Here is a 20,888-nt window from a genome sequence, read left to right on the forward strand (position 1 = left end):
AGTCGTGATGGGTGGGGATCAGCGCGCCGGATGCGGGATCGCGGGCTGATAGTGGCCGTCGCCCCTGTCTCCGACAAGCGCGCCGCGTTCGATCATCACCTTGCCGCGCAGGACGACGGTCTCGGGCCGCCCCTTCAGCCGAAGTCCCTCATAGGGGGTGTAGTCGGCATTGTCGTGCAGGTCGGCATGGGTGACGGTATATTCCGCCTCGGGATCCCAGATCGTTATATCGGCATCCGAGCCGATCGCGATCGTGCCCTTGCGCGGGTAAAGACCGAAGGCGCGGGCATGGTTCGTCGCCGTCAGGGCAACAAATCGCGGAAGATCGATCCTGCCCTTCAGCACCCCTTCCGAGAACAGGATCGGCATCCGCAATTCGACCCCTGGAATTCCGTTGGGAATATGGCGGAAGCTCGTCTTCGCCTTCGGGGCCTGCTTGCCGCTGACGTCATTGTAGCGGAAGGGGCAGTGATCCGAGGAAAACAGATCGAAGGTGCCATTCTCGATCCCGCGCCAGCAGGCCTCCTGCGAGGCCTTGTCGCGCGGCGGCGGCGAACAGACGAGCTTCGCCCCTTCCCAATCCATGTCCCGCAGATCCTCGGCGGTCAGCAGCAGATATTGCGGGCAGGTCTCGCCGATGACCTTCACGCCCCGCGCGCGCGCGGCGCTGATCTCGCCGATCGCCTCGGCGTTCGAGACATGGACGATGACGATGGGCGACTCGCTGACCTCGGCGAGGGTCAGCGCGCGATGGGTCGCCTCGCGCTCGGCGGCGATGGGGCGGACCTGGGTGTGGAAGAAGGGGGTGATGTTGCCCTCGCGCTCGGCGCGTTCGATCAGATATTTGATCGCGTCCTCGTTTTCGCAATGAACCTGCACGGTGCCGCCATGCGCCCGCGCGGTATCGAGCGTCCTCAGGATATCGCCGTCCGAGATCTTCAGGTCGTCATAGGTCATGAAGACCTTGACCGAAGTATAGCCCTTGGCGATCAGCGCGGGCAGGTCCTGACCGAAAAGCTGCGGCGTCGGATCGTTGAGGATGATGTGGAAGCTGACATCGGTGTAGCAGTTGCCCTCGGCAAGGGCGTGGTAATCGGCCAGAGCCTCGCGCAGCGGTGCGCCCTTTTCCGGCAGGCAGAAGGGCATCACGGTGGTGTTGCCGCCAAAAAGCGCGGAACGGGTGCCGCTTTCGAAATCATCCGCCATGGTGATTCCCGCGCCCGAGGGCTGGGAAATATGGACATGGCTGTCGATGCCGCCGGGCAGGACGTATTTGCCCGCCGCGTCGATTTCGCGCCGCGCGGGGCCGAGATCGCGGCCGATCTGCGCGATGCGCCCGTCGATGATGCCGATGTCGGCTTCGAACACGTCCGCCGCGGTGGCGACGGTGCCGTTGCGTATGATCAGGTCGAACATGGGTCGTCCTCTCAGTGGTTCAGGATCTTGCCGAGAAAGGCCTCGGTGCGGGGATTGCGGGTGCCGCCGAAGAATTCCTCGGTCGGGCAGTTCTCGATGATCTCGCCGCGATCGATGAACACCATCCGCGTCGCCACCCGGCGCGCAAAGCCCATCTCGTGCGTCACGACCATCATCGTCATGCCCTCTTTCGCCAGCGAGGTCATGACATCAAGAACCTCGGACACCATTTCGGGATCAAGCGCCGAGGTCGGTTCATCGAACAGAATCGCCATCGGGTCCATCGCAAGGGCGCGGGCGATAGCCACGCGCTGCTGTTGCCCGCCCGACAGCTGCGCGGGATATTTGTGCGCGTGATCGGCCATGCCGACACGGTCGAGCAGCCGGCGCGCCTGTGCCTCGGCATCCGAGGAAGAGCGCGACAGCACGACCCGCTGGCCGATCATCACATTCTGCAGGATCGTCATATGCGGGAACAACTCGAAGCTCTGGAACACCATGCCGACCCGCGCACGAAGCGCGGGCAGATCGGTATCGGGGGCGCCCACCTCCATTCCGTGAACGCGGATAGAGCCTTCCTGAAAAGGTTCGAGCGCGTTCACCGTCTTGATCAGCGTCGATTTTCCCGATCCCGAAGGACCGCAGATCACCACGATTTCGCCGCGTTCGACGGTCAGGGTGCAGTCCTTCAGCACCTGATAATCGTTATACCACTTGGAGACGTTGTTCAGTTCGATCATGGTCAGGCTTTCCCGAAACGGTCGATGGAGAATGGGGAGATCCCCGGCACGTCGCGCCCCGATACGAGGGCGGCGGTGATCCGGCCCACGATCGGGCCGAGCGTGTAACCGTTCGAGGTCACCGCGTTGAAGAAACCGGGCATCGCAGGATGGGCACCCAGGATCGGCGCGCCGTCGATGTTGATGTTCATGGCGGCCCAGGTGCGGATCACTTTCAGCCGGCGCAGGGCGGGCACCACATGCTGGGCGACCCAGAGGTTCCCCTCGATGCTGGCGAGCAACGGGCGGGGATGCTGCCTCACCGGGTCAAGCCCCGCCGTCCAGCCGCCGCCGATCAGCAGATTGCCGTTCGACGCCTGCTTGAGCGTCAGATGACGGTCGGCATGGGCAAGCAGGTGGCTGACCACCGGTGCCACCGGCTCGGTCACGATCATCTGGAGCGGGGCGCCGAAGACGGGCACGTCAAGGCCAAGCATCGCCCCCACGCGCGAGGCGAACGCCCCGGCCGCATTGACCACGGCACGGGCGCGGATCTCTCCGCGGGTCGTGATGACAACGAAACCGGTGCCCTCACGCCGTATCGCGACAACCGCCGTCCGGGTCAGGATCGTGGCGCCCTTCGCTTCGGCTTCGCGCCGCACCGCCTGCGTCGCGATAAGGGGATTGATCTTGCCCTCCTGCGGGCACCATGCCGCCCCGATAAACCCCTGCCCCAGCTTGGGCTCCAGCCGGTAGAGACAATCGCGGGAGATCACCTCGCAGTCGATCCCCATCTGCCGCTCGAGTGCGCTTTTGCGTTCCATGGCGGCAAGATGGGCTTCGGTTTCTGCGACCATCAGGCCGCCGGTGATCCGGGCGTCGAAATCCGTGCCGAGTTCGTCCTGCAATGCGCGCCACAGCGCGATCGAATCGCGTTGCAGCGGCAATGTCTGAAGCGCGGCGGAGCCATCGCCTTCGGCTTTTGCCCCGTGATCGAAAGACAGAAGCTGGGCATGCAGGCTGCCCGCGTTGCCGCCCGAGGCCAGCGCGTTCGGTTCGCCGCGATCCACGACGGCGACCTCGCGCCCGTCGCGGGCAAGGAACATCGCCGTCGAGAGACCGGCGATCCCCGCGCCGATCACCAGACAGTCCGTCTCGGTCAGCGGCAGGGGACGGGCATCCTGCGGCGGCTGGCTGTCGGGCAGAAGGGTTTTGCGGTGGCCGCCCCACTCCGGCTTTTCAACCGCCAGCGCCGCAAGCGGCACCGGGCGCAGCGGCATCTGCGGCGCCAAGGGCGAGGCGGTTTCCACACCGGTCGCCCCCGCAAGACGCAGAAGCTGGGACTGGCAGTAGCGCCCCTGACAGCGCCCCATCGAGGCTCTCGTGAGCCGCTTCAATGTCGGAATGTCCCTGACCCCGCCTGAAACGAGGGCGCGGATCCGGCCTGCGGTCACGCTTTCGCAGCGGCAGATGAGCGTGTCGTCCGAGGGCGCTTCTTCGGTGCCGACGGGGGCATAGAGCTGCCAGAGGGCCTGCTGGAACGCGTCATGGCGTGCGGATCCGCCGGAGGAACGCGGAGGTGCGGCAAGGCCGAGGTCGCCGATGATTCCGCGGGCCGCCGCCTCGCCCCGCGCAAGGGCGAGATGCGCCCCGCCGAAGCCCGCGCTTTCGCCGATCGTGAAGATTTCGGCGATACTGGTGCGGCCGTCCGCATCCGTGTCGATGCCGCTGCCCACGATACCCGGCCGGGGACGGCACCCCAGAAGCAGCGCCAGCTCGCCCGAAGCGGCGAAATTGCCGCCCAGCAGGACCGCATCTGCCTCATGCCGGCTGCCGTCCGTCAGCGTGATCTCCTTCGCGCCGGAGGACAGTTCGCTTACCCGTGCGATGCGCCGTCCCCAGTGGAGCGGGACACCCGCGCGCCGCAGCCGTGCCAGAAGGGCGATCCCCTTGCCGGCGAGCGTGGGATCGGCCCGGAACAACCGCAACGCCGCGGCGGGACGGGCGAACGGAGCGGGCGCGGCCTCGGCCAGACCGGTTATCCGCGCCCCCGCCGCCAGCAATTCAGCCGCGACCTGGAAATTCAGCGGGCCGTTCCCGCCGATAAAGATGCGGCGCGCCACCGCGACCCCCGATTTTCTCAGCAGGGTCTGCGCCGCGCCGGTGGTCATCACGCCGGGCAGGGTCCAGCCCTCGAACGGAGCGGGCCGTTCATAGGCGCCGGTCGCGACCACAAGACGCCGCGCCAGAACGTAGGATGCGCCGGAGGGGCCGGACAGGCCGATTTTCAGGCGGCCGTCGGCATCGCGTTCGCCGCCCCAGACAAGGGTCTCCGCCAGTATCGCCGCCCCGGCCTGTCGGGCGTCACGCGCCAGCGCGGCGCCATCCGCCATCTGCGCGTCATGCGCATACAATGCCCGCGCCTGCGCGCTTTCGGCCTGTTTGTAGAATTGCCCGCCAGCATGCGGAAATTCGTCGGCGAGACACACCGTGCCGCCCGCGCGGGCGATATCGCGCGCGCAGGCAAGCCCTGCGGGACCAGCGCCCACAACCAGCACATCGGCTTCGCGCAGGGGCAATGGCCCATCGGGCAAGGAGACAAGGTCGCATCCCTGCGCTGTCAGATCGTATCTTGAGGGCTGTCGGGCAATCACCTGGCCTTCGCGCACCGGGGTCATGCAGGCGCGCTGCCCGGATTTGCCATCGACCGTCACCAGACAGTCGTTACACACCCCCATGCCGCAGAACACGCTGCGCGCGGCCCCCGAAGGCGCCTGCGACAGCGCAAGAATACCTTCTTGCGCCAGCGCGGCCGCGATGGTCTGTCCGGCGCAGGCCGTGAGTGCCCGGCCCTCGAACCGGAACGTCACAGCCTCGCGCGAGAGGGGCGGTGTCTCAGGCATCGCAATGCAGGTCCAGATCGCGCACGATCCCGGCCATCAGCGCGTCTCGATCGGCAGGAAGGGGCAGACGGGGTGGGCGCGGGATGCCAACTTCGAACCCCATATGACGCAGGAGGGTCTTGGTCCCGGCGACATAATACTGACCGCCTACCGCCTCGATCAGCGGCAGATACTGCAGATAAAGGGCGCGCGCCTCGTCGATTTTGCCTTCATCCGCGACCAGTTCGAAAATCCGCGACATCGCATGCGGGGCGACGTTCGAGGCGACCGCAACCCAGCCTTGCGCCCCCATCACGAAGCTCTCGAAGCCGAGGATGCCGCCGAACGGCGTCAGCCTGTCGCCGCACAGCCGGATGATATCGCGGATCCGAGTCACCTCCAGCGTCGATTCCTTGATGTAGTCGCAACCGTCGATCTCGGCCAGCCGGGCGATCAGCGCGGGCTTGAGATCGACATTGGCGGTCGCCGGATTGTTGTAGACCATCACCGGAATCTCGATCGCGGCCGCGATCTGTGCGTAATGATGGACGATCTCGTCATCTGTGGGAGTCGAGTAGAAAGGCGGGATCACCATCACCCCGTCCGCACCCATGTCCTGCGCCTTGCGGCTGAGGCGTACGGCTTCGCGCGTGTCCTCGGCCCCGGTGCCGATCAGCACCGGAACCCGCCCCGCAGCGGTTGCGATCACGGTGCGGATCACGTCGTCGCGTTCCTCTTCCGACAGGGACAGGAATTCCCCGGTCGAGCCAAGCGGGATCAGGCCGTGGATCCCCTCGCGGATCTGCCAGTCGGTGAAACGGGCCAGTGCGGCCAGGTCTACATCGCCCTGTTGCGTCATGGGCGTGATCATGACGGTGTAGACGCCACGGAAGGTCTTGGTCATTGCAGTCTCTTTCAACGTTTCTCAGCGGCGCCGATGGCCGATGATTTTCCAAAATGCGCTTCGATACGGCGCTGCACGAGATCCCACAGCGTGGTCATCGCGAGGTAGTAGATCGCAGCCACGGCGAACAGCTCGAGAACCATGAACTTCTCCTGGATCAGGACCTGGGTGCGGCGCAGCAATTCCTCCATCGAGATGACCGACGTGACCGATGTGGTCTTGAGCAGGCCGTTCACCGAATTTCCAAGCGGCGGGATGATGATCTTGAACGCCTGCGGCATCACGATGTGGCGCATGATGTCGCGTTCCTTCATGCCGATCGCGCGCCCGGCACGGACCTGCCCCTGCGGGACGGCCTCGATCCCGGCGCGGATGATTTCGGCAAGATAGGCCGCCTCGTTCAGCGCAAGGCCGATCAGCGCGGATTCGACCACCGAAAGCCGGATCCCCAACACGGGAAGCGCGGTATAGATGATGATGAGCTGGACAAGCAGCGGTGTGCCGCGGAACAGCCACACATAGAACCCGGCCAGCATCGCCACCGGCCGGCTGGAGGACCGCCGCATCAGCGCGATGACGAAGCCAAGCGCCAGTCCCGCGACAAGCGAAACGACCGTCAGCCAGATCGTCGTCCATACCCCGCCCAGAATGAAGGGATTCACCAGATATCCGAAGAATCCCGACCAGCTCCAGTTCATGCTTTCTCACCTTTCCTGTTGGGGTAGCGGTCTCCGAAGGGCGAAGGGCGCCCTTCGGACATCGCCTTCAGCGGCCGGGGCCTTTCACGACATAGGCTCCGTCGGGCAACGGGATGCCATAGTTTGCGAACAGCGTTTCCATGGTTCCGTCCGCACGCATCTCGGTCATCGTCTTCTGCACCGCATCGGCGAGTTCGGGCGATTTGAACGCGACCGAAACCGGCGCCGGGTAAAGCCCGTGCAGAACCTGTTTGAAGTCGCCGCGCTTGTCATAGGCGGCGGCGACCGCATCGATCGACACGACGCCATCGACCTGACCGGCACGCAGCGCCTGAAAGGCCATCGCGAAATTGTCGAAGGTGCGGATCTCGATGCCCTTCAGCCCCTTCGCAACCAGTTCGTCGTTCAGGGCGCGGGTCTTGCTTTCCTCGAAACCGCCGACCTCGACGCCGATCGACTTGCCGACGATGTCATCGATGCCCGTGACCGTGCCGTCGAAGGAGGGTGCGAAGGAAACGGAAATCGCCTGATCCTCGTAGGGGATCATCTGCATCATCTTCGCGCGTTCTTCGGTAAAGAAGATGCCGGTATTGATCATGTCCCAGCGACCGGACTGCAAGCCGGGAACCATCGCCGAGAACTCGATACGGACATATTCCGGTTTCAGGCAAAGGCGCTTCGCGATCTCCTCCCCCATTTCGATGCGCATGCCCTTCAGATCGCCGTTGCTGTCGACGAATTGCAGGGGCGGCAGCGTCGGGTTGGTCGACATGGTCAAGGTGCCGGGCTTTACGAGTTGCGAATCCGCAACGGCGGGTGTGCAGGTCTCGGACATGGCCGCAGAGGAGAGCAATGCAATCGCACAGGGCGCGAGCGCGGATAGGCGGATAACATTCATCATGATCGGTTCCGTGTTGGGCGAGTTTTTGAATTTTAGTGGTATACCGATAAAACGCATTCTTGGACGGAAAAAGTCAGATGGCCTCGAAAATGCATGGGACAATGAAAATGGTGCCATTATTGGCTGATTATCCACACGAATGATCACAAATTAAGCGTATCATGTTCATCTGGAGTGGCCGCGCACAGCCAAGGCATCTCACTCCCCGCCTCCGCAATCCGAGCGTGGGCGGCAGATTGATCCGTGCGCGGACTGATGGCCGAAGGCGCTGGCCCGTCTGCCGGTGAGGATGCTCAGCATCGGCACATGGATGCCGTTGTTGTCACCGGAAGCTCATCGATACCCATCATCAGGCCGGTGCAGTGGAGGAACCCTGCGACGCGGCAGGATACATCCCGGCATGACCCTCTCAGCGCCGCGACAGGCCGAGCACCACAAGCAGGTAAAGTCCCCCGAGGAATCCCGTCGTCAGCCCGATCGGCATCACCAGTCGCAGCGGCGCATTCTGCCCGATGAGATCCGCGAGGATCATCAGGAGCGCCCCCATCATGGCCCCGGTCAGCAGCGGTGCCCCGGGCGCGCGGGTCAGCCTTCGGGCAAGCTGCGGCCCCGCAAGCGCGACAAAGGCGATCGGACCGGTGCAGGCCGTCGCGATAGACGTCAACCCGACCGACGCAACGACCAGCAGGATCCGCGTCGCGCCGACTGGCACGCCAAGCTGGCTGGCCATGTCATCGCCCATCTCCATCATCGACAGCCGGCGGATGCACAGCACCACCACGGGCGCAAAGATCGCCAGCCCCGCCGCCCCGGTCGCAACATGGGCGAAGGTCCGCCCCTCCAACGAACCGGCAAGCCAGATCTGCGCCGACATGGCACGCTCGAGATCGCCCATCGTCAGCAGCAGGGTGTTCAGCCCCGACAGAACCGCGCCGACACCAACGCCGACAAGAATCAGCCGGTAGCCGCCTGTCGTGCCACCTCTCCGGCCGCGCGCAAGGATCAGCACCGTCGCCGCCGTCGCCACTCCGCTGGCCACCGCGGCGATCGCGATTGTGACAGGACCTGCCGTGAACAGGATGATCGCGGTGATCGCCCCGCTCGCGGCGCCGGTGGTGAATCCGATCACGTCGGGCGAGCCGAGCGGGTTGCGCGACAGCGACTGGAACACCGCCCCCGCCAGACCAAGCGCCGCCCCCGTCAGCGCCGCGGTCAGCACCCGCGGCAACCGGATCCGCCAGACCAGCCGGTTCGCCACGGGATTGTCGGAGCTTCCCATCAGCCCTGCCAAAATCTCGCCCGGCGGCAACCGGGACGAGCCGCTGCCAAGCAGCAACACACCGCAGGTCAGGCACAGCGCCATGAGAACCAGCCCCACCGCCACCGCACGTGGGTGCCACAAAAGCGCGACCGGCCCGACCCGCAGGATCCTGTGTCCAACAATGCTCACAGCCGCGCGAGCCTGAAACGACGCACAACATAGATGAAGAAAGGCCCGCCAAGCAGTGTCGCCACGATACCCGCCGCAATCTCATCCGGGCGGGCAATGATCCGGCCGATGATATCCGCCATGAGCAGGATCGCCGCCCCAAAGATCGCCGACAGCGGAAGGATCAACCGATTGTCCGGCCCCGAGATGGCGCGCGCGACATGTGGCGCGACAAGCCCGACGAAACCGATCGGCCCTGCCGCGGCGGTTGCTACCCCGCACAGCACCATGACCGCAGCACAGGCGAAAGCCCATGTGCGGCGGGGGCTCATGCCAAGCGCGGCCCCCGTCTCATGACCGAGCGCCAGCGCGTTCAGGTCCGGCGCCAGCATCAGCGACAGTCCGCCCCCGGCAATCAGCGCAATCGCCATCACCTGCACGACGGTCATCCCCCGTCCCTCCAATGCGCCGGCGCTCCAGGCACGAAAGCTGTCAAGAATATCCAGCCCGGCGTTCAGGATGACAAAGGCGGTCGCCGCCCCAAGCAGCACCGAAAGCCCCGCCCCGGCCAGAACCAGCCGAACCGGATCGGTGCCGCTGACATGCGCGCGCCCCAGGACAAAGACAGCAGCCCCTGCAAACCCGGCGCCCAGAATCCCGAACCACATGTAATCGGTCATCGACGTCAGCCCGAGGGCCGAGGCGCTCAGCACCACCGCCACCGCCGCCCCCGCATTGACGCCGAGCAGGCCGGGTTCGGCCAATGGATTGCGCGTGACCGCCTGCATCACCGCCCCGGCAAGCCCAAGCGCCGCCCCCGCCGTTACGCCCAGAAGGCTGCGCGGCACACGCAGGGTCCGCACCACCAGATGCAGGTCGTTGCCTGGATCATAGGCGATCAGCGCTTGCGCAACCTCAGCAAGCGGCACCGGGCGCGAACCGATCGCAAGGCTTGCCGCCATCAGCACCGCCAGAACCGGCAGCGCCACCGCGAAAACCGAGAGGGCCCGCCGGGGCAGGCCGTAACGATGACGAGGGACGGAACAGCGGATCATTTCGGGAAGTAAGGCGCCACCGTCTCAACCATCTGCAGCCCGGAATAATAATCGACCCGGAACGAGGTCGGCCCCAGCGGCCAGACATGCCCGTTCCTGACCGCCGGGAGATTGGCGAGCACCGGATCGTCCATGAAGGCCTTCACGCTCTCCTCGGTCCCGTTCAGCAGGAAAACACCATCCCCCGCAATGGCGGCGGCCAGATTTTCACGCGAGATGAAATCGAAATCCTGCGATCGGGTGACGTCGCCCCGCATCGCTTCGGGCAGGCCGGTGACCGTGAAGCCGAGCGCGGCGAGGACCCCGGCCTGCGGGCTTGTCGGCCGCGAAACGGAATAGGTTCCGCTGAAGTTGTAGGACACGATGCTGACCTTGCCCGCGGGGATGGTCATATCGTCGCGGGCCGCTCTGGTTCGGGCATCGAAATCGGCAATGATACGCTCCGCATCCGCCTCGTGCCCCGTCGCGCGGCCAAGCTGACGGGCGAGAGTCTGCCAGTTCGCACTGAAATAATCGAGCACCATAACCGGCATGCCTTGCGCCCGAAGTTCAGGCACGAAAGGCAGGATTGCATCTCCCCCGGTGGCCGATGCGACGACAAGATCGGGATCTGAGACAATCAGAGCCTCGATGTCAAAGGCGAGGTTTGGATAGAGTATCTCCACCCCGCGCTCCCGCGCAATATCGGCCCATTGCAGGAAAAATCCCTGCTCATCGGTCAGCGGGCCGACCACGGCGGTCGCGGTCGAAACGACAGGCGCGTCGATCGCAAGCAGGATCCCGGTCAGGCTCGGCGTTGTCGAGACCACCCGTGTCGGCGGCGCCGCCAAGGTCAGATCGCCATCAGGCTGTGCGATTGTGCGCGGCCAATCCGCCTCGGCATGCGCCTGAAGCGGCAACACAAATGCGCAGGCGGTGAGGAAAGCAAAACGGAACATGGCGGCCTCCTGCATCAGATCGGCAACTCGTCATCGCTCAGATCGGCGAGTGTCCTGCCTTTGGCCAATAGCGCCGCATATTCCGCAAGGCGCACCCGGTCGAGCTCCGTGCCGCTGATGCCGAGCTTCCAGTAGCCCACAACCTGCAACTGATCGCGCGGTACGCCGGCGGCACGGAAATGCTCTCGTATCCGGCGCATCTCCTGCCGTTCGCCGGCGGCCCATATGACACAGGCTCCCGGATCGGAAATCGTGCGGGCAGCGGCGGCCAGATGCCCCGTCGCGCCCGCAGGCTCCCCCTCCACACGCAACAGCAGATGCAGGTTTAATCCCTCGGGGCGGGGAAGTTCATCAAAGGCGGCAGGGTCGGCGGTCTCGATCCAGACATCGCTTTCAAGGCCCTGCGTCCAGGCCGCGGGCGTCCAGGCGTTCAGGATCGCCCAGACCGCGGGAATGGCGGTTTCGTCGGCAAAGATCGCCGCGCGTTTCCCCTCCACCGGCAGAGGCACCACATGCTGGCGTGGCCCGATCATCGGCAGCAAGGTTCCTGGCCTTGCGTCGTGCAGCCAGCGCATCGCAGGGCTGTCATCGCCATGCAGGATGAAATCGATCTCCAGAAGACCAGTCGCGGGATCGAACCGGCGCACCGTATACACCCGCATCACCGGACGCTGCCCTTCTGGTTGCGCCACGGCGATGCGGATGGCCTGGTTCGGCGGCGTCCATGCCGCGGGATCCTGCGGAGCGATATGCCCGATCACCCGCGCGACCGAAGGCACGGGGCGATCTATGCGGACAACCCGCATCTCGATCCGCTCCATGCCCTGCATGTGATCTTCGCGTTCCAGAAGCCCCTCGGGATCCTCGACGGATCCGGTTTCGGGCGTGTGTTTGCCGCTTTCAGCCATGGCATCCCCCTTCGGCGGATTAGACCGCGCATGCAGGTGTTGAGATCCGGGCAGATGGCTTGCGGCGCTGGCGGGCGTAGCCGGGAATATGCGTATCCGTATTGCAGATCACATACCGCAATGCAATATGATACCACACGAATGGAACGACGAAAAAGTCAGGAAACGGTCATGTCGCATCGCCTGATGGCGGATACGGTGACGCTTCGCTATGAGGCCCGCGTCATAGCGAAGGATCTGTCGCTTGGTATCCGCGATGGCGCCTTCACGGCCATCGTCGGCCCGAACGCCTGCGGCAAGTCAACGCTGCTGCGCGCCCTGTCCCGGCTCCTGCCGCCTGAGAGCGGGCGCATCATCCTAGACGGCAAGGCGATTTCCGACCTGCCGACGCGCGAGGTGGCGCGCCGGGTCGGGCTTTTGCCGCAATCGCCTGCGGCACCCGATGGGGTTGCCGTCGCCGATCTCGTCGCCCGCGGCCGGTTCCCGCACCAGAGCCTGCTGCGCCAGTGGTCTCCCGCGGATGAAGCCGCCGTCGGTTCGGCGATGGAGGCAACGGGGATCGCCGATCTGGCCTCGCGTCCGGTGGCGGAGCTTTCGGGTGGGCAGCGACAGCGGGTCTGGATCGCCATGGCGCTGGCGCAGGAAACGCCGATTCTGCTGCTCGACGAACCGACGACGTGGCTCGACATCGTGCATCAGGTCGAACTGCTGGAGCTTTTGTCCGAGCTGAACCGCCAAGGCCGGACAATTGTCACTGTCCTGCACGAACTGAATCTCGCCTTTCGCTACGCCTCGCATCTAGTGGCGATGCGTGACGGAGCGATCGTGGCCGAAGGCAAGCCAGAACAGATCGTCACCGAGGATCTGGTCCGCGAGGTTTTTGGCCTGTCGGCGCTGGTGATGCCCGATCCATTGACCGGGCGGCCGTTGGTGATCCCGCGCGGAGGCGCGATGGATCAGCCGCGGGGTCAGTCGAAACAGACCTGACCGCCCGTTGCGCGGTTGATCAGCCGCGCCACATCCTGCAGAGCCAGCCGATCCTCGGGCCGATTCAGCTTGCCAAGGTCGGTGACGGTCGTGACCACGCAGGTCAATTCCCCCTGTGCATCGAGAATCGGTGCCGCCTGCCCCGTGACGTTCGAAAGCAGATGGCTGGTCAGTTCGGCCCAGCCTTCGCGACGGACACGGTCAATCACCGGTTTGCCCGGCAAGGTGCCAACGAAATGCGCAGGCTGCACGCGCCGTGCGGCCTCGATGGTCGCCCGCGGCAGAAAAGCCTGAAACACCAGTCCGCAGGCCGTATTGTCCACCGGCAGCGTATCGCCCAGTCCAAGTGGCGTGATCGAGAAATACGCGCTGCGATACCACCGCACCAGTGTCGGCCCGCGGTCCGTCCAGATCGCGACACCGCCGCTCATTGCATGGTTCGCGGCCAGTTGCTTCATCTGGACGCCAGCCATTTCAACCGCATCCACACGGCGCAAGGCGGCGATCCCGATGGACAGCGCCCCCGCCCCCAGGTCGTAATGACCGCTTACCGGGTCTTGTGAGGCCAGCCCTTCCTTCACCAGGCTCTGCATGTAGCGATGCGCGGTCGAGCGTCCGGTGCGGGTCTGCCGGGCCAGATCCACCAGTGGCAGGGCCTGCCCGGCCAGCGCCAGAACATTGAGAAAGCGCATCGCGATCGTGATCGACTGGATCGTGGCCGACCGCTTCTGCCCCTGCGCTTCCGCATCTTCATCGGGAAAAGGCTCGAATTCTATCATGCCTGGGCCTCCTTGCCCTTCGGTATGCCCGACGGGCGAGAGTGTGACATTAAAGCCCGATGGCGCGGAAGGTAAAGATGGCGCGCATCGGCTGAAATTGACATGCGGTATGCATTCTGCAATTCAGAACGAACCATATGATGCCAGCCCGCGCCAGCCCGAGTATGTGATCCTTCAAACCTCGGGGTGATACCATGCCAAGAAGATGTCGCGGCAAACTGGCGCTGAGTGCCAGCCTGCTTTCCATCGTCGCCGCAATGTCGGCGCCGTCCGCCCACGCACAAGAGTCCTCGCCGGAAAACGTCATCGTGCTGGATACGATCTCCGTAACCGGCGAAAAGGTGACACGGGACCTGAAAGAAACGGCGTCATCGGTTACCGTAATCTCGGCGGAAGAGATCGAAAATCAGCGCGCCGGCAAGGACGACGTGCGGGGCGTCATCGCGGGGACACCCAACGTGATCTATGCCGACAGCGTCAGCACGCCCATTATCCGCGGCCAGAATACCGAAGGGCCGCATACCGGCGCCAATGCCTTCTTCGCCGGATCGGTCCCGCGTGCGACGATCAACCTCGACGGTCATTATCTCAGCTACAACGAATTCTACTTCGGCGCGACCTCGACCTGGGATGTCGAGAACATCGAAGTCTTCCGCGGCCCGCAGACCACGACACAGGGCGCAAACGCCATTGCCGGCGCGATCGTCGTCAACACCAAGGACCCGACCTTCACGCCCGAAGGCGCCTATCGTTTCGAAGCAGGGAACTACAATCAGCGCCGCGCCTCGCTGGCATGGTCGGGGCCGATCAACGATCAGCTCGCGGCGCGCATCTCGCTCGATTACAGCGGCCGGGACACCTTCATCGATTACGTCGGCAGCAGCTTCATCCAGAACAGCATCGGGCAGGATTTCAAATCCACCAACGCCCGGGCGAAGCTGCTCTGGGTGCCGACCGAAATCGATGGTCTTGAGGCGAAACTGACCCTCAGCCACAGCGAAATGACCCGTCCGAGCGCCGAAGGTTCGGGCCCGCCCTATGACAGGCTGGAATCCATCACCACCTGGATGCCGGGGTGGGAACAAACCACCGATACGGCAATCCTCGATGTGGATTACAACCTCGGCAACGGGCTCATCCTGTCCAACCAGGGGCAGTTCTCGACCTCGGATGTCGAGCGGCGCGTCGGCACCCCGACGGCTGGCGACGCGGACGTCGATCAGGACAACTACACCAACGAGACGAAGCTGACCTACGGCACGCCAACGGATACGCTCAGCGGTGTTGCAGGCGTCTATATGGCCTACACGACCCAGAACGAGACACTCAACCAAGGTGGGATCTCGACCTTCAAGGATCAAAAGCACAATCTGGGCATCTATGGCGAACTCGGCTGGCGGATCGATGAGCGCTGGACCCTGACAGGCGGGCTTCGATACCAACGGGACCAAATCCGCCGCACCGGCGACGTGGTGGCGAGCTTTGCAAATAGCGACGTCGATTACGACCACACGTTCGAGGAGGTCTTGCCAAAACTCACGCTGTCCTATGATGCGACGCCGCAGTGGACGGTCGGGGCGATGGTTTCCAAGGGGTACAACCCCGGCGGCGTCTCGCTCGACTTCTATTCTTCCAAGGAATGGGAGAAGTTCGACGCCGAGACAGTGTGGAATTACGAACTCTTTACGCGCGCAAATTTGCTGAATGACAAACTGTTCCTGACGGGCAACCTGTTCTACATGGATTACAGGAACGCCCAGCAGAACATCACCCAGACGATCGGCGGCACGACCTACGTTCATACGATCAATGCCGACAAGGCCGAGGCCTATGGCCTGGAAGTCGGCCTCGACTATCGACCGATCGAGTCGCTGACCCTGCGGACGAGCGCGGGTCTCCTGCACACCGACTTCACCCGTTTTTCCGATGCGACTGCCTATGAAGGCAACGAATTCGCCCGGGCCCCCGGAAAAACCCTCAGCCTCGGTGCCAGTTGGGACGTGAATGACCGGCTGAACATCGGCGGTCAGGTCCGTTATGTGGACGGATACTACTCCAACACCGCGAACACGCCAGCCTATGCCATCGACGGCTATACGCTCGTTGACGTGCAAGCGAGCTACAAGATCCGCGACGGCCTCGAGGTCTATGGCTATGCCAACAACATCTTCGACGAACGCACGCCCGTCCTTCTGGAATCGGCGCGCGGCGACGTGGTGTTCACGCAGGCCAGCATGACGACCCCGCGCATGGTCGGCATCGGAATCCGCGGCAGCTTCTGAAATCGCTCCGCCATCGCAAGGTGACGGCTGTGGCGGAACATGTCAAACGGGACAGACCCGCCCAAGGCGGGTCGCCATCCCTATTGAGAAAAGGCAGGGCAATGAAGCTCCGACCGAAAATGTGTATCGGCATCTCGCTCGCCCCGACATGGCTGAGCGGCGAAGGCTGGCGTCAGCCAGACAGTGGGATCGAGGGGCTCTATTCCAGCGATTTTGCCCTGGACACCGCGAAACAGGCCGAAGCGGCGCATCTGGATTTCGTCTTTCGCCCGGATGCCAATTACCTGCCTTTGCCGGTGCTGGAACAATCCTTTGGATTTTCCAGCCTCGACGCGACCCTGCTTATGGCCTCCATCGCGCGCGAGACCACGAGGATCGGGCTGGTCACCACGATATCCACCACCTTCGGCCACCCCTATCTGGTCGCGCGTCAACTGATGTCACTGCACTGGCTCAGCCACGGCCGCGCCGGGTGGAACATCGTCACGGCCTTGCAGGGACATGAGAATTTCGGACTGCCGGCGATGCCGCCCTCGGACGCGCGCTATACCCGCGCCACCGAGTTCGCCGAAGTGGTGCGCGCCCTGTGGTCGAGCTTCCCGTCCGAAGCCCTGCTGGTCGACCGCGTGTCGGGACGCTATGCGGATACAGCGCAGATCCTGCCGATCAAACATCACGGCGCGGAATTTGCCGTCGAGGGGCCGATGAATCTGCCCCGGTTTCCCGGGCCGCGGATACCGTTGATGCAGGCGGGAGGATCGGCCAAAGGCGTGGATTTCGCCGGTCAGGTGGCCGATCTGGTCTTCGGCATGACACCGGATATCGCTTCGGCCAAGGCAATGCGTGACCAGCTTTCGGCCCGGGCGCGCGCCCATGGCCGCGCGCCACGCGATATCCGCTTGCTGCCCGGGCTGAGCCTCTATCTTGGCGAGACCCGCAAAGAGGCGCGCGCGCTTTTTCTTGAGACCCACCGCCGGGTGGATCGCATGCAGCGTGTCGAACGTGTGCTTTCGGTGATCGGCCTCGACCTGAGCGAGTGGCCCGACGGCCGGCGTATCCTGCCGTCGGACCTGCCACAGCCCTCCACGTCGAACTGGGGCCGCACACATCGGGAGCGTCTGCGCCGGATCGTCGAGACGGAACAGCCCACGGTCGCAGAGCTTCTGGCCCGGCCGGAGATCCTCTCCTCGGTGCATTGGCAGGTGATCGGCACGGTTGACGACGCTTTCGCAGAAATCAGCAACTGGTTCGAGGCCGGGGCAATAGACGGGTTCATCGCGGTGCCGGGCGGTGCTCGTTCGTCACTGGATCTTACACTGAAAGCACTGGTTCCACGTCTGGCGGAGGCCGGTCTGTTTCGCAAAGCATACCGCAGTGCGACGTTCCTTGGCCATCTGCAGGATGAGGACGAGACCGCCAGGACCAATCCCGGCTAGCCCTGCCCCCGGTGGATCTTTCAGGGGCAGCCCGGTTCGAAGTCTCGGCGGCGGACATGCCGGGTGCAAGATCACCTTGACGGAAGAGAAAAGCCGATGGATCGAAAGCAGAACCTTCCGCTTCTGGCTGGCCTGCTCTGCGCGCTGTTCTGGATCGCCGCGGATATGCTTCTGGTCGGTTTTGTGCCCCGTCCGGAGGCCTGGCCGCTCTTTTCACAGACGCTGAGGAGTCGGCTTGACCCGAACATGGCGATGCTGATGCTGGACGGATCGGCGACGCGCCTGATCTGGGGAATCTGCCTCGCAACGCTCAGCGTGGTTCTGTATGTGTCGGCAGTGCCGGGCCTGCGCCGGCTGATGCCCGGGGGCTGGAGCGGTGCAATACCGACGGCCCTGCTGTTTTATGGCTATGTGACCTCGCCGGTGGGGCATGCAGGGTTCGGATATGTCGGGTTGCAGGCCCAAAGCATCGTCGCCTCCGGCCCTGAAGTGACGGATGCGCAGGTGCTGGCGTTCAATCAGTTCGTTTGGATCCTTCAGCTGCATTGGCTTGTGTCCGTCCTGGCAAGCGCCGCGGGGTGGTCGCTGCTCTTCGCGATGACCCTGGCTGGCCGGTCGGCGCTGGCGCGCTGGACCGCGACCACAAATCCGATCGTGCTGGCCCCTTTGACCGGAGCGCTCTGTGCGCAATTCCCGGAGAACCTGGCGGCGGCGCTGCTGGGCTGCGCAAGCCTGAACATCGCGCAGGCGATATTCTTCGCTGTCGCGCTGACAGCCCCGGGAAAACCCGAAACTGGCCTATAGAGCGTGTTTCAAAAACCTGCGTGTCGCAAAGGTACCGCCCACGACGCACCTAGACGCGTCATACTTATAACAATCACAGGCTCAAACACTCCGATACCGACAAGATCCGGGTCTTGGAGTCTTCTCTTGAATCGGCGTGGGGCCTGTCGATCCTCCATCCCCAACATTCCCCTGCATCGCGATATCATGGATGATGCTATTTGACCGACAATGCTGCCTGTGAGACCACAGATGCTTGCCGCTGGTGCCTTCGAACCTGACGTTGCAGCCGGTCGCTTGCGAGACCGCCTGTCCCGCATCGACATTGCCTGAAGGAGCGCAATAGCGGAAGCTGCGCCGCCTCGACCCGGCAGACCGGGGATATCCGTTCTGGCCGCGCCATGCACTCAGCATCTTGACGAAAGCATCCGCGGCGCGGGAGAGTGCTGGGAAAGCCGGGACAAGGGCAGCCCGCTCACAGGGGAACCGAGGTGAGACAGCCCGCTCCGAGCCCCTGAAGTTCTGACACGCGACGGCGACCGCCGAGCCCATGCCGACGATCCCGCCGCCCCGATGCGATGGTGCGGCTGACAGATGAATGCCTCGATTGCCCATGGAAGCCCTGCCCCGGGCTTCCTCGAACTCTACACACCGAAGCTGATCACGGTCCTGCGCGAAGGCTACCACCTGCGGAACCTGCGCGCCGATGCGCTGGCGGGGCTCACGGTGGCGATCGTCGCGCTGCCGCTGTCCATGGCGATCGCGATCGCCTCGGGCGCGACACCGGCGCAGGGGCTCTATACCTCGATCTTCGGCGGGTTCCTCGTTTCCGCGCTTGGCGGATCGCGGTTCCAGATCGGTGGCCCCGCCGGCGCGTTCATCGTTCTGGTCGCGGCCACGGTTGCCGAACATGGCATGAGCGGGCTGATCCTCGCCACGTTTCTGTCCGGGATCATGCTGGCGCTGATCGGTCTGTTGCGGCTCGGGACCTTCATCAAGTTCATCCCCTTCCCGGTCACGGTCGGCTTCACCGCCGGGATCGCGGTCATCATCTTCGCAAGCCAGCTCAGGGATCTTCTCGGGCTGTCGCTCGCGCATGAGCCGGGGGCTCTGGCGGCAAAGCTGCAGGCGCTCTGGTCGGTGCGCGGAACGCTGACACCCGCGGCGCTCGGGCTGGCCTGTGTCACGATCGCGGTCATCCTCGTGCTGAAGCGTTACCGGCCGCATTGGCCGGGGCTGCTGATCGCGGTCGTCACCGCCTCGCTGATCGCCTATGCGGCCCATCTGCCGGTGGAGACCATCGGCACGAAATTCGGCGGGATCCCCTCGTCGCTTCCCCTGCCCCACCTGCCGTACATCTCCATGAGCAAGATCATGGCGGTCATGCCCGCGGCGATCGCCTTCACGCTTCTGGGCGCGATAGAATCGCTGCTCTCCGCCGTGGTCGCCGACGGCATGACCGGACGCAGGCACCGCTCGAACTGCGAGCTGGTCGCGCAGGGCGTGGCCAATGTCGGCGCTTCGCTGTTCGGCGGCTTTTGCGTCACCGGCACCATCGCGCGGACGGCGACCAATGTCCGGTCCGGCGCGCATGGCCCGGTCGCGGGGATGTTGCATTCGGTCTTCCTGCTGCTCTTCGTGTTGATCGCGGCGCCGCTGGCCTCCTTCATTCCGCTGGCGGCTCTGGCGGGGGTTCTGGCGATCGTCGCGTGGAACATGATCGATCGCAGCGCGGTCGGCGTGCTGCTGCGCTCCGGCTGGGGCGAGAGCGTCGTCCTTGCCGTGACCTTCCTGCTGACGATCTTCCGCGATCTGACCGAGGCGATCGTCGTGGGTTTCGCGCTTGGCGCCGTCGTCTTCATCCAGCGGATGAGCCGGATGACCACGGTCGAGACTCAGGCCCCGCTGGTCGCCTCCGATATCGGCGACGATACCTATCCGCGCAGGCCTTATGACGAAAGCCGCGCCACAGATCCCGAAATCGTCGTCTATCGGGTCAGCGGGGCGCTGTTCTTCGGCGCGGCGGCCTCTATCGGGGCGATCCTCGACCGGATACAGGACAGACACCGGGCCTTCGTGCTCGATCTTTCGTCGGTGCCGTTTCTGGATTCGACCGGGGCGAACATGATCGAGGGGCTGGCGCAGAAGGCGCGGCAGAAAGGTGTGGCGTTCTGGATCAGCGGAGCCCGCCCCACAGCGCGCCGGACCCTGCTGATCCACGGCCTGCGCCCGCCGCACTGCCGCTACGCGACCAGCATCGCCGCCGCCTGTCAGAGGCAGCGCCGTTCGGACAGGGCATCAGGCACAGCCACCTAGGGGAACAGACCGTCCACGCGGCCTGATCCGCAAGCGCAGGACTGGCCCTGTACCGAACAACCCATTCGATACGACGCCGAACACCCGTCTGCCACTCCCTGATGTTCGGTGCGCCGAAAAGCGGACAGACCGCGGCGAAGGCACGCCCCCCGACAATCTTCGGGATGAAAACGTCAAGAACGAAGGCGACATGCCCAAGGCTTTCCGCGTTCCAGCATCACCAGTTTGGCGATACCGAAGCCCGTTCCTCCAGATCCCTCAGCCGGGCCTTCGCCATGAGGTTCACGATCGGCGCGATCCAGACGATATCCCCGCGCAATCAGCATCGCATGTCGAGTGAAACCCCCGCAGCCGGGATAAGGGGAGATTGGTCACGATCCAGTTCACGGAGCGCTGCCAGTGGAATAATCATGCCCACCGGTGACCCCGCACCAATGCCGCTCCAAACGCCGCGG

The 20,888-nt window shown here is 64.4% G+C and carries 17 protein-coding genes; 6 read left to right on the plus strand and 11 right to left on the minus strand.

The features are described from left to right. Positions 1–18 precede the first annotated feature (18 nt). The 6 genes from hydA to D2T30_RS09105 all read right to left on the minus strand — a co-directional run bounded on the left by hydA (position 19) and on the right by D2T30_RS09105 (position 7,391). Complete coding sequence (gene hydA / locus D2T30_RS09080; protein ID WP_128208607.1) at positions 19–1,416, minus strand: dihydropyrimidinase; 1,398 nt, start codon at positions 1,414–1,416, stop codon at positions 19–21. Between the two features lie 11 nt (positions 1,417–1,427). Next, a complete protein-coding gene (locus D2T30_RS09085) occupies positions 1,428–2,156 on the minus strand; it encodes an amino acid ABC transporter ATP-binding protein (RefSeq protein ID WP_128208608.1) in 729 nt (242 codons plus the stop codon). A 2-nt stretch (positions 2,157–2,158) separates the two neighbouring features. Continuing rightward, positions 2,159–5,038, minus strand: coding sequence for an FAD-dependent oxidoreductase (locus D2T30_RS09090; RefSeq protein ID WP_128208609.1), 2,880 nt, complete (start codon positions 5,036–5,038; stop codon positions 2,159–2,161). Beyond that, the gene (dapA, locus tag D2T30_RS09095) at positions 5,031–5,921 is read right to left on the minus strand and encodes a 4-hydroxy-tetrahydrodipicolinate synthase (protein WP_128208610.1); all 891 of its coding nucleotides are present in this window, start codon (positions 5,919–5,921) and stop codon (positions 5,031–5,033) included. Before dapA ends, D2T30_RS09090 begins: the two co-directional genes overlap by 8 nt. An 11-nt stretch (positions 5,922–5,932) precedes the next feature. Further along, the gene (locus D2T30_RS09100) at positions 5,933–6,619 is read right to left on the minus strand and encodes an amino acid ABC transporter permease (protein ID WP_128185994.1); all 687 of its coding nucleotides are present in this window, start codon (positions 6,617–6,619) and stop codon (positions 5,933–5,935) included. Between the two features lie 67 nt (positions 6,620–6,686). After that, positions 6,687–7,391: an ABC transporter substrate-binding protein gene (locus D2T30_RS09105; RefSeq protein ID WP_241560773.1), complete on the minus strand. Its 705-nt coding sequence runs from the start codon at positions 7,389–7,391 to the stop codon at positions 6,687–6,689. On the opposite strand from D2T30_RS09105, the gene D2T30_RS23585 reads away from it, so the two are divergent. Continuing rightward, positions 7,390–7,647: a hypothetical protein gene (locus D2T30_RS23585; protein ID WP_241651228.1), complete on the plus strand. Its 258-nt coding sequence runs from the start codon at positions 7,390–7,392 to the stop codon at positions 7,645–7,647. The genes D2T30_RS09105 and D2T30_RS23585 overlap by 2 nt on opposite strands. A gap of 282 nt (positions 7,648–7,929) precedes the next feature. Here D2T30_RS23585 and D2T30_RS09110 read toward each other — a convergent pair whose 3' ends face one another. The 4 genes from D2T30_RS09110 to D2T30_RS09125 form a co-directional block, all read right to left on the minus strand. Next, positions 7,930–8,970, minus strand: a complete 1,041-nt coding sequence (locus tag D2T30_RS09110; protein WP_241651229.1) for a FecCD family ABC transporter permease — start codon at positions 8,968–8,970, stop codon at positions 7,930–7,932. Next, positions 8,967–9,938, minus strand: coding sequence for a FecCD family ABC transporter permease (locus D2T30_RS09115; RefSeq protein WP_241651230.1), 972 nt, complete (start codon positions 9,936–9,938; stop codon positions 8,967–8,969). The genes D2T30_RS09110 and D2T30_RS09115 overlap by 4 nt, the downstream gene beginning before the upstream one ends. Positions 9,939–10,000: 62 nt before the next feature. Beyond that, positions 10,001–10,942 carry a Fe2+-enterobactin ABC transporter substrate-binding protein gene (fepB, locus tag D2T30_RS09120; protein WP_128208612.1) on the minus strand — a complete coding sequence of 314 codons (942 nt, stop codon included), beginning with the start codon at positions 10,940–10,942 and terminating at the stop codon, positions 10,001–10,003. A gap of 14 nt (positions 10,943–10,956) precedes the next feature. Then, positions 10,957–11,850 carry a siderophore-interacting protein gene (locus tag D2T30_RS09125; RefSeq protein WP_206612897.1) on the minus strand — a complete coding sequence of 298 codons (894 nt, stop codon included), beginning with the start codon at positions 11,848–11,850 and terminating at the stop codon, positions 10,957–10,959. A 171-nt stretch (positions 11,851–12,021) separates the two neighbouring features. Between D2T30_RS09125 and D2T30_RS09130 the strand changes: the two genes are divergently transcribed. Then, entirely contained in the window at positions 12,022–12,837 is an 816-nt protein-coding gene (locus D2T30_RS09130) for an ABC transporter ATP-binding protein (RefSeq protein WP_128208613.1), read from the plus strand. Here the strand turns inward: D2T30_RS09130 and D2T30_RS09135 are convergent. After that, positions 12,819–13,616 (minus strand): IclR family transcriptional regulator, encoded by a 798-nt coding sequence (locus D2T30_RS09135; RefSeq protein ID WP_128185986.1) that lies wholly within the window; start codon positions 13,614–13,616, stop codon positions 12,819–12,821. The genes D2T30_RS09130 and D2T30_RS09135 overlap by 19 nt on opposite strands. Positions 13,617–13,810: 194 nt before the next feature. Between D2T30_RS09135 and D2T30_RS09140 the strand changes: the two genes are divergently transcribed. The 4 genes from D2T30_RS09140 to D2T30_RS09155 all read left to right on the plus strand — a co-directional run bounded on the left by D2T30_RS09140 (position 13,811) and on the right by D2T30_RS09155 (position 20,433). Next, positions 13,811–15,898 carry a TonB-dependent receptor gene (locus D2T30_RS09140; RefSeq protein WP_128208614.1) on the plus strand — a complete coding sequence of 696 codons (2,088 nt, stop codon included), beginning with the start codon at positions 13,811–13,813 and terminating at the stop codon, positions 15,896–15,898. A gap of 119 nt (positions 15,899–16,017) precedes the next feature. Further along, a complete protein-coding gene (locus tag D2T30_RS09145) occupies positions 16,018–17,334 on the plus strand; it encodes an NtaA/DmoA family FMN-dependent monooxygenase (protein WP_241651231.1) in 1,317 nt (438 codons plus the stop codon). A 96-nt stretch (positions 17,335–17,430) separates the two neighbouring features. Continuing rightward, a complete protein-coding gene (locus tag D2T30_RS09150; RefSeq protein ID WP_128208616.1) occupies positions 17,431–18,138 on the plus strand; it encodes a hypothetical protein in 708 nt (235 codons plus the stop codon). Positions 18,139–18,711: 573 nt separating this feature from the next. Next, on the plus strand, positions 18,712–20,433 hold the full coding sequence (locus D2T30_RS09155; RefSeq protein ID WP_128208617.1) for a SulP family inorganic anion transporter: 1,722 nt from the start codon (positions 18,712–18,714) through the stop codon (positions 20,431–20,433). Positions 20,434–20,888 lie beyond the last annotated feature (455 nt).

Source organism: Paenirhodobacter populi (assembly GCF_004022215.1).
Lineage (GTDB): Bacteria > Pseudomonadota > Alphaproteobacteria > Rhodobacterales > Rhodobacteraceae > Rhodobacter > Rhodobacter populi.

Excerpts from the sequence above, each read along its gene's own strand:
- D2T30_RS09155 (WP_128208617.1), top strand. The coding sequence starts at position 18,712 with ATGAATGCCTCGATTGCCCATGGAAGCCCTGCCCCGGGCTTCCTCGAA.
- D2T30_RS09085 (WP_128208608.1), bottom strand. The coding sequence starts at position 2,156 with ATGATCGAACTGAACAACGTCTCCAAGTGGTATAACGATTATCAGGTG.
- D2T30_RS23585 (WP_241651228.1), top strand. The coding sequence starts at position 7,390 with ATGGTCAAGGTGCCGGGCTTTACGAGTTGCGAATCCGCAACGGCGGGT.
- D2T30_RS09100 (WP_128185994.1), bottom strand. The coding sequence starts at position 6,619 with ATGAACTGGAGCTGGTCGGGATTCTTCGGATATCTGGTGAATCCCTTC.
- D2T30_RS09125 (WP_206612897.1), bottom strand. The coding sequence starts at position 11,850 with ATGGCTGAAAGCGGCAAACACACGCCCGAAACCGGATCCGTCGAGGAT.
- D2T30_RS09090 (WP_128208609.1), bottom strand. The coding sequence starts at position 5,038 with ATGCCTGAGACACCGCCCCTCTCGCGCGAGGCTGTGACGTTCCGGTTC.
- D2T30_RS09145 (WP_241651231.1), top strand. The coding sequence starts at position 16,018 with ATGTGTATCGGCATCTCGCTCGCCCCGACATGGCTGAGCGGCGAAGGC.
- D2T30_RS09135 (WP_128185986.1), bottom strand. The coding sequence starts at position 13,616 with ATGATAGAATTCGAGCCTTTTCCCGATGAAGATGCGGAAGCGCAGGGG.
- D2T30_RS09105 (WP_241560773.1), bottom strand. The coding sequence starts at position 7,391 with ATGTCGACCAACCCGACGCTGCCGCCCCTGCAATTCGTCGACAGCAAC.
- D2T30_RS09150 (WP_128208616.1), top strand. The coding sequence starts at position 17,431 with ATGGATCGAAAGCAGAACCTTCCGCTTCTGGCTGGCCTGCTCTGCGCG.
- fepB (WP_128208612.1), bottom strand. The coding sequence starts at position 10,942 with ATGTTCCGTTTTGCTTTCCTCACCGCCTGCGCATTTGTGTTGCCGCTT.
- hydA (WP_128208607.1), bottom strand. The coding sequence starts at position 1,416 with ATGTTCGACCTGATCATACGCAACGGCACCGTCGCCACCGCGGCGGAC.
- D2T30_RS09140 (WP_128208614.1), top strand. The coding sequence starts at position 13,811 with ATGCCAAGAAGATGTCGCGGCAAACTGGCGCTGAGTGCCAGCCTGCTT.
- D2T30_RS09130 (WP_128208613.1), top strand. The coding sequence starts at position 12,022 with ATGTCGCATCGCCTGATGGCGGATACGGTGACGCTTCGCTATGAGGCC.
- dapA (WP_128208610.1), bottom strand. The coding sequence starts at position 5,921 with ATGACCAAGACCTTCCGTGGCGTCTACACCGTCATGATCACGCCCATG.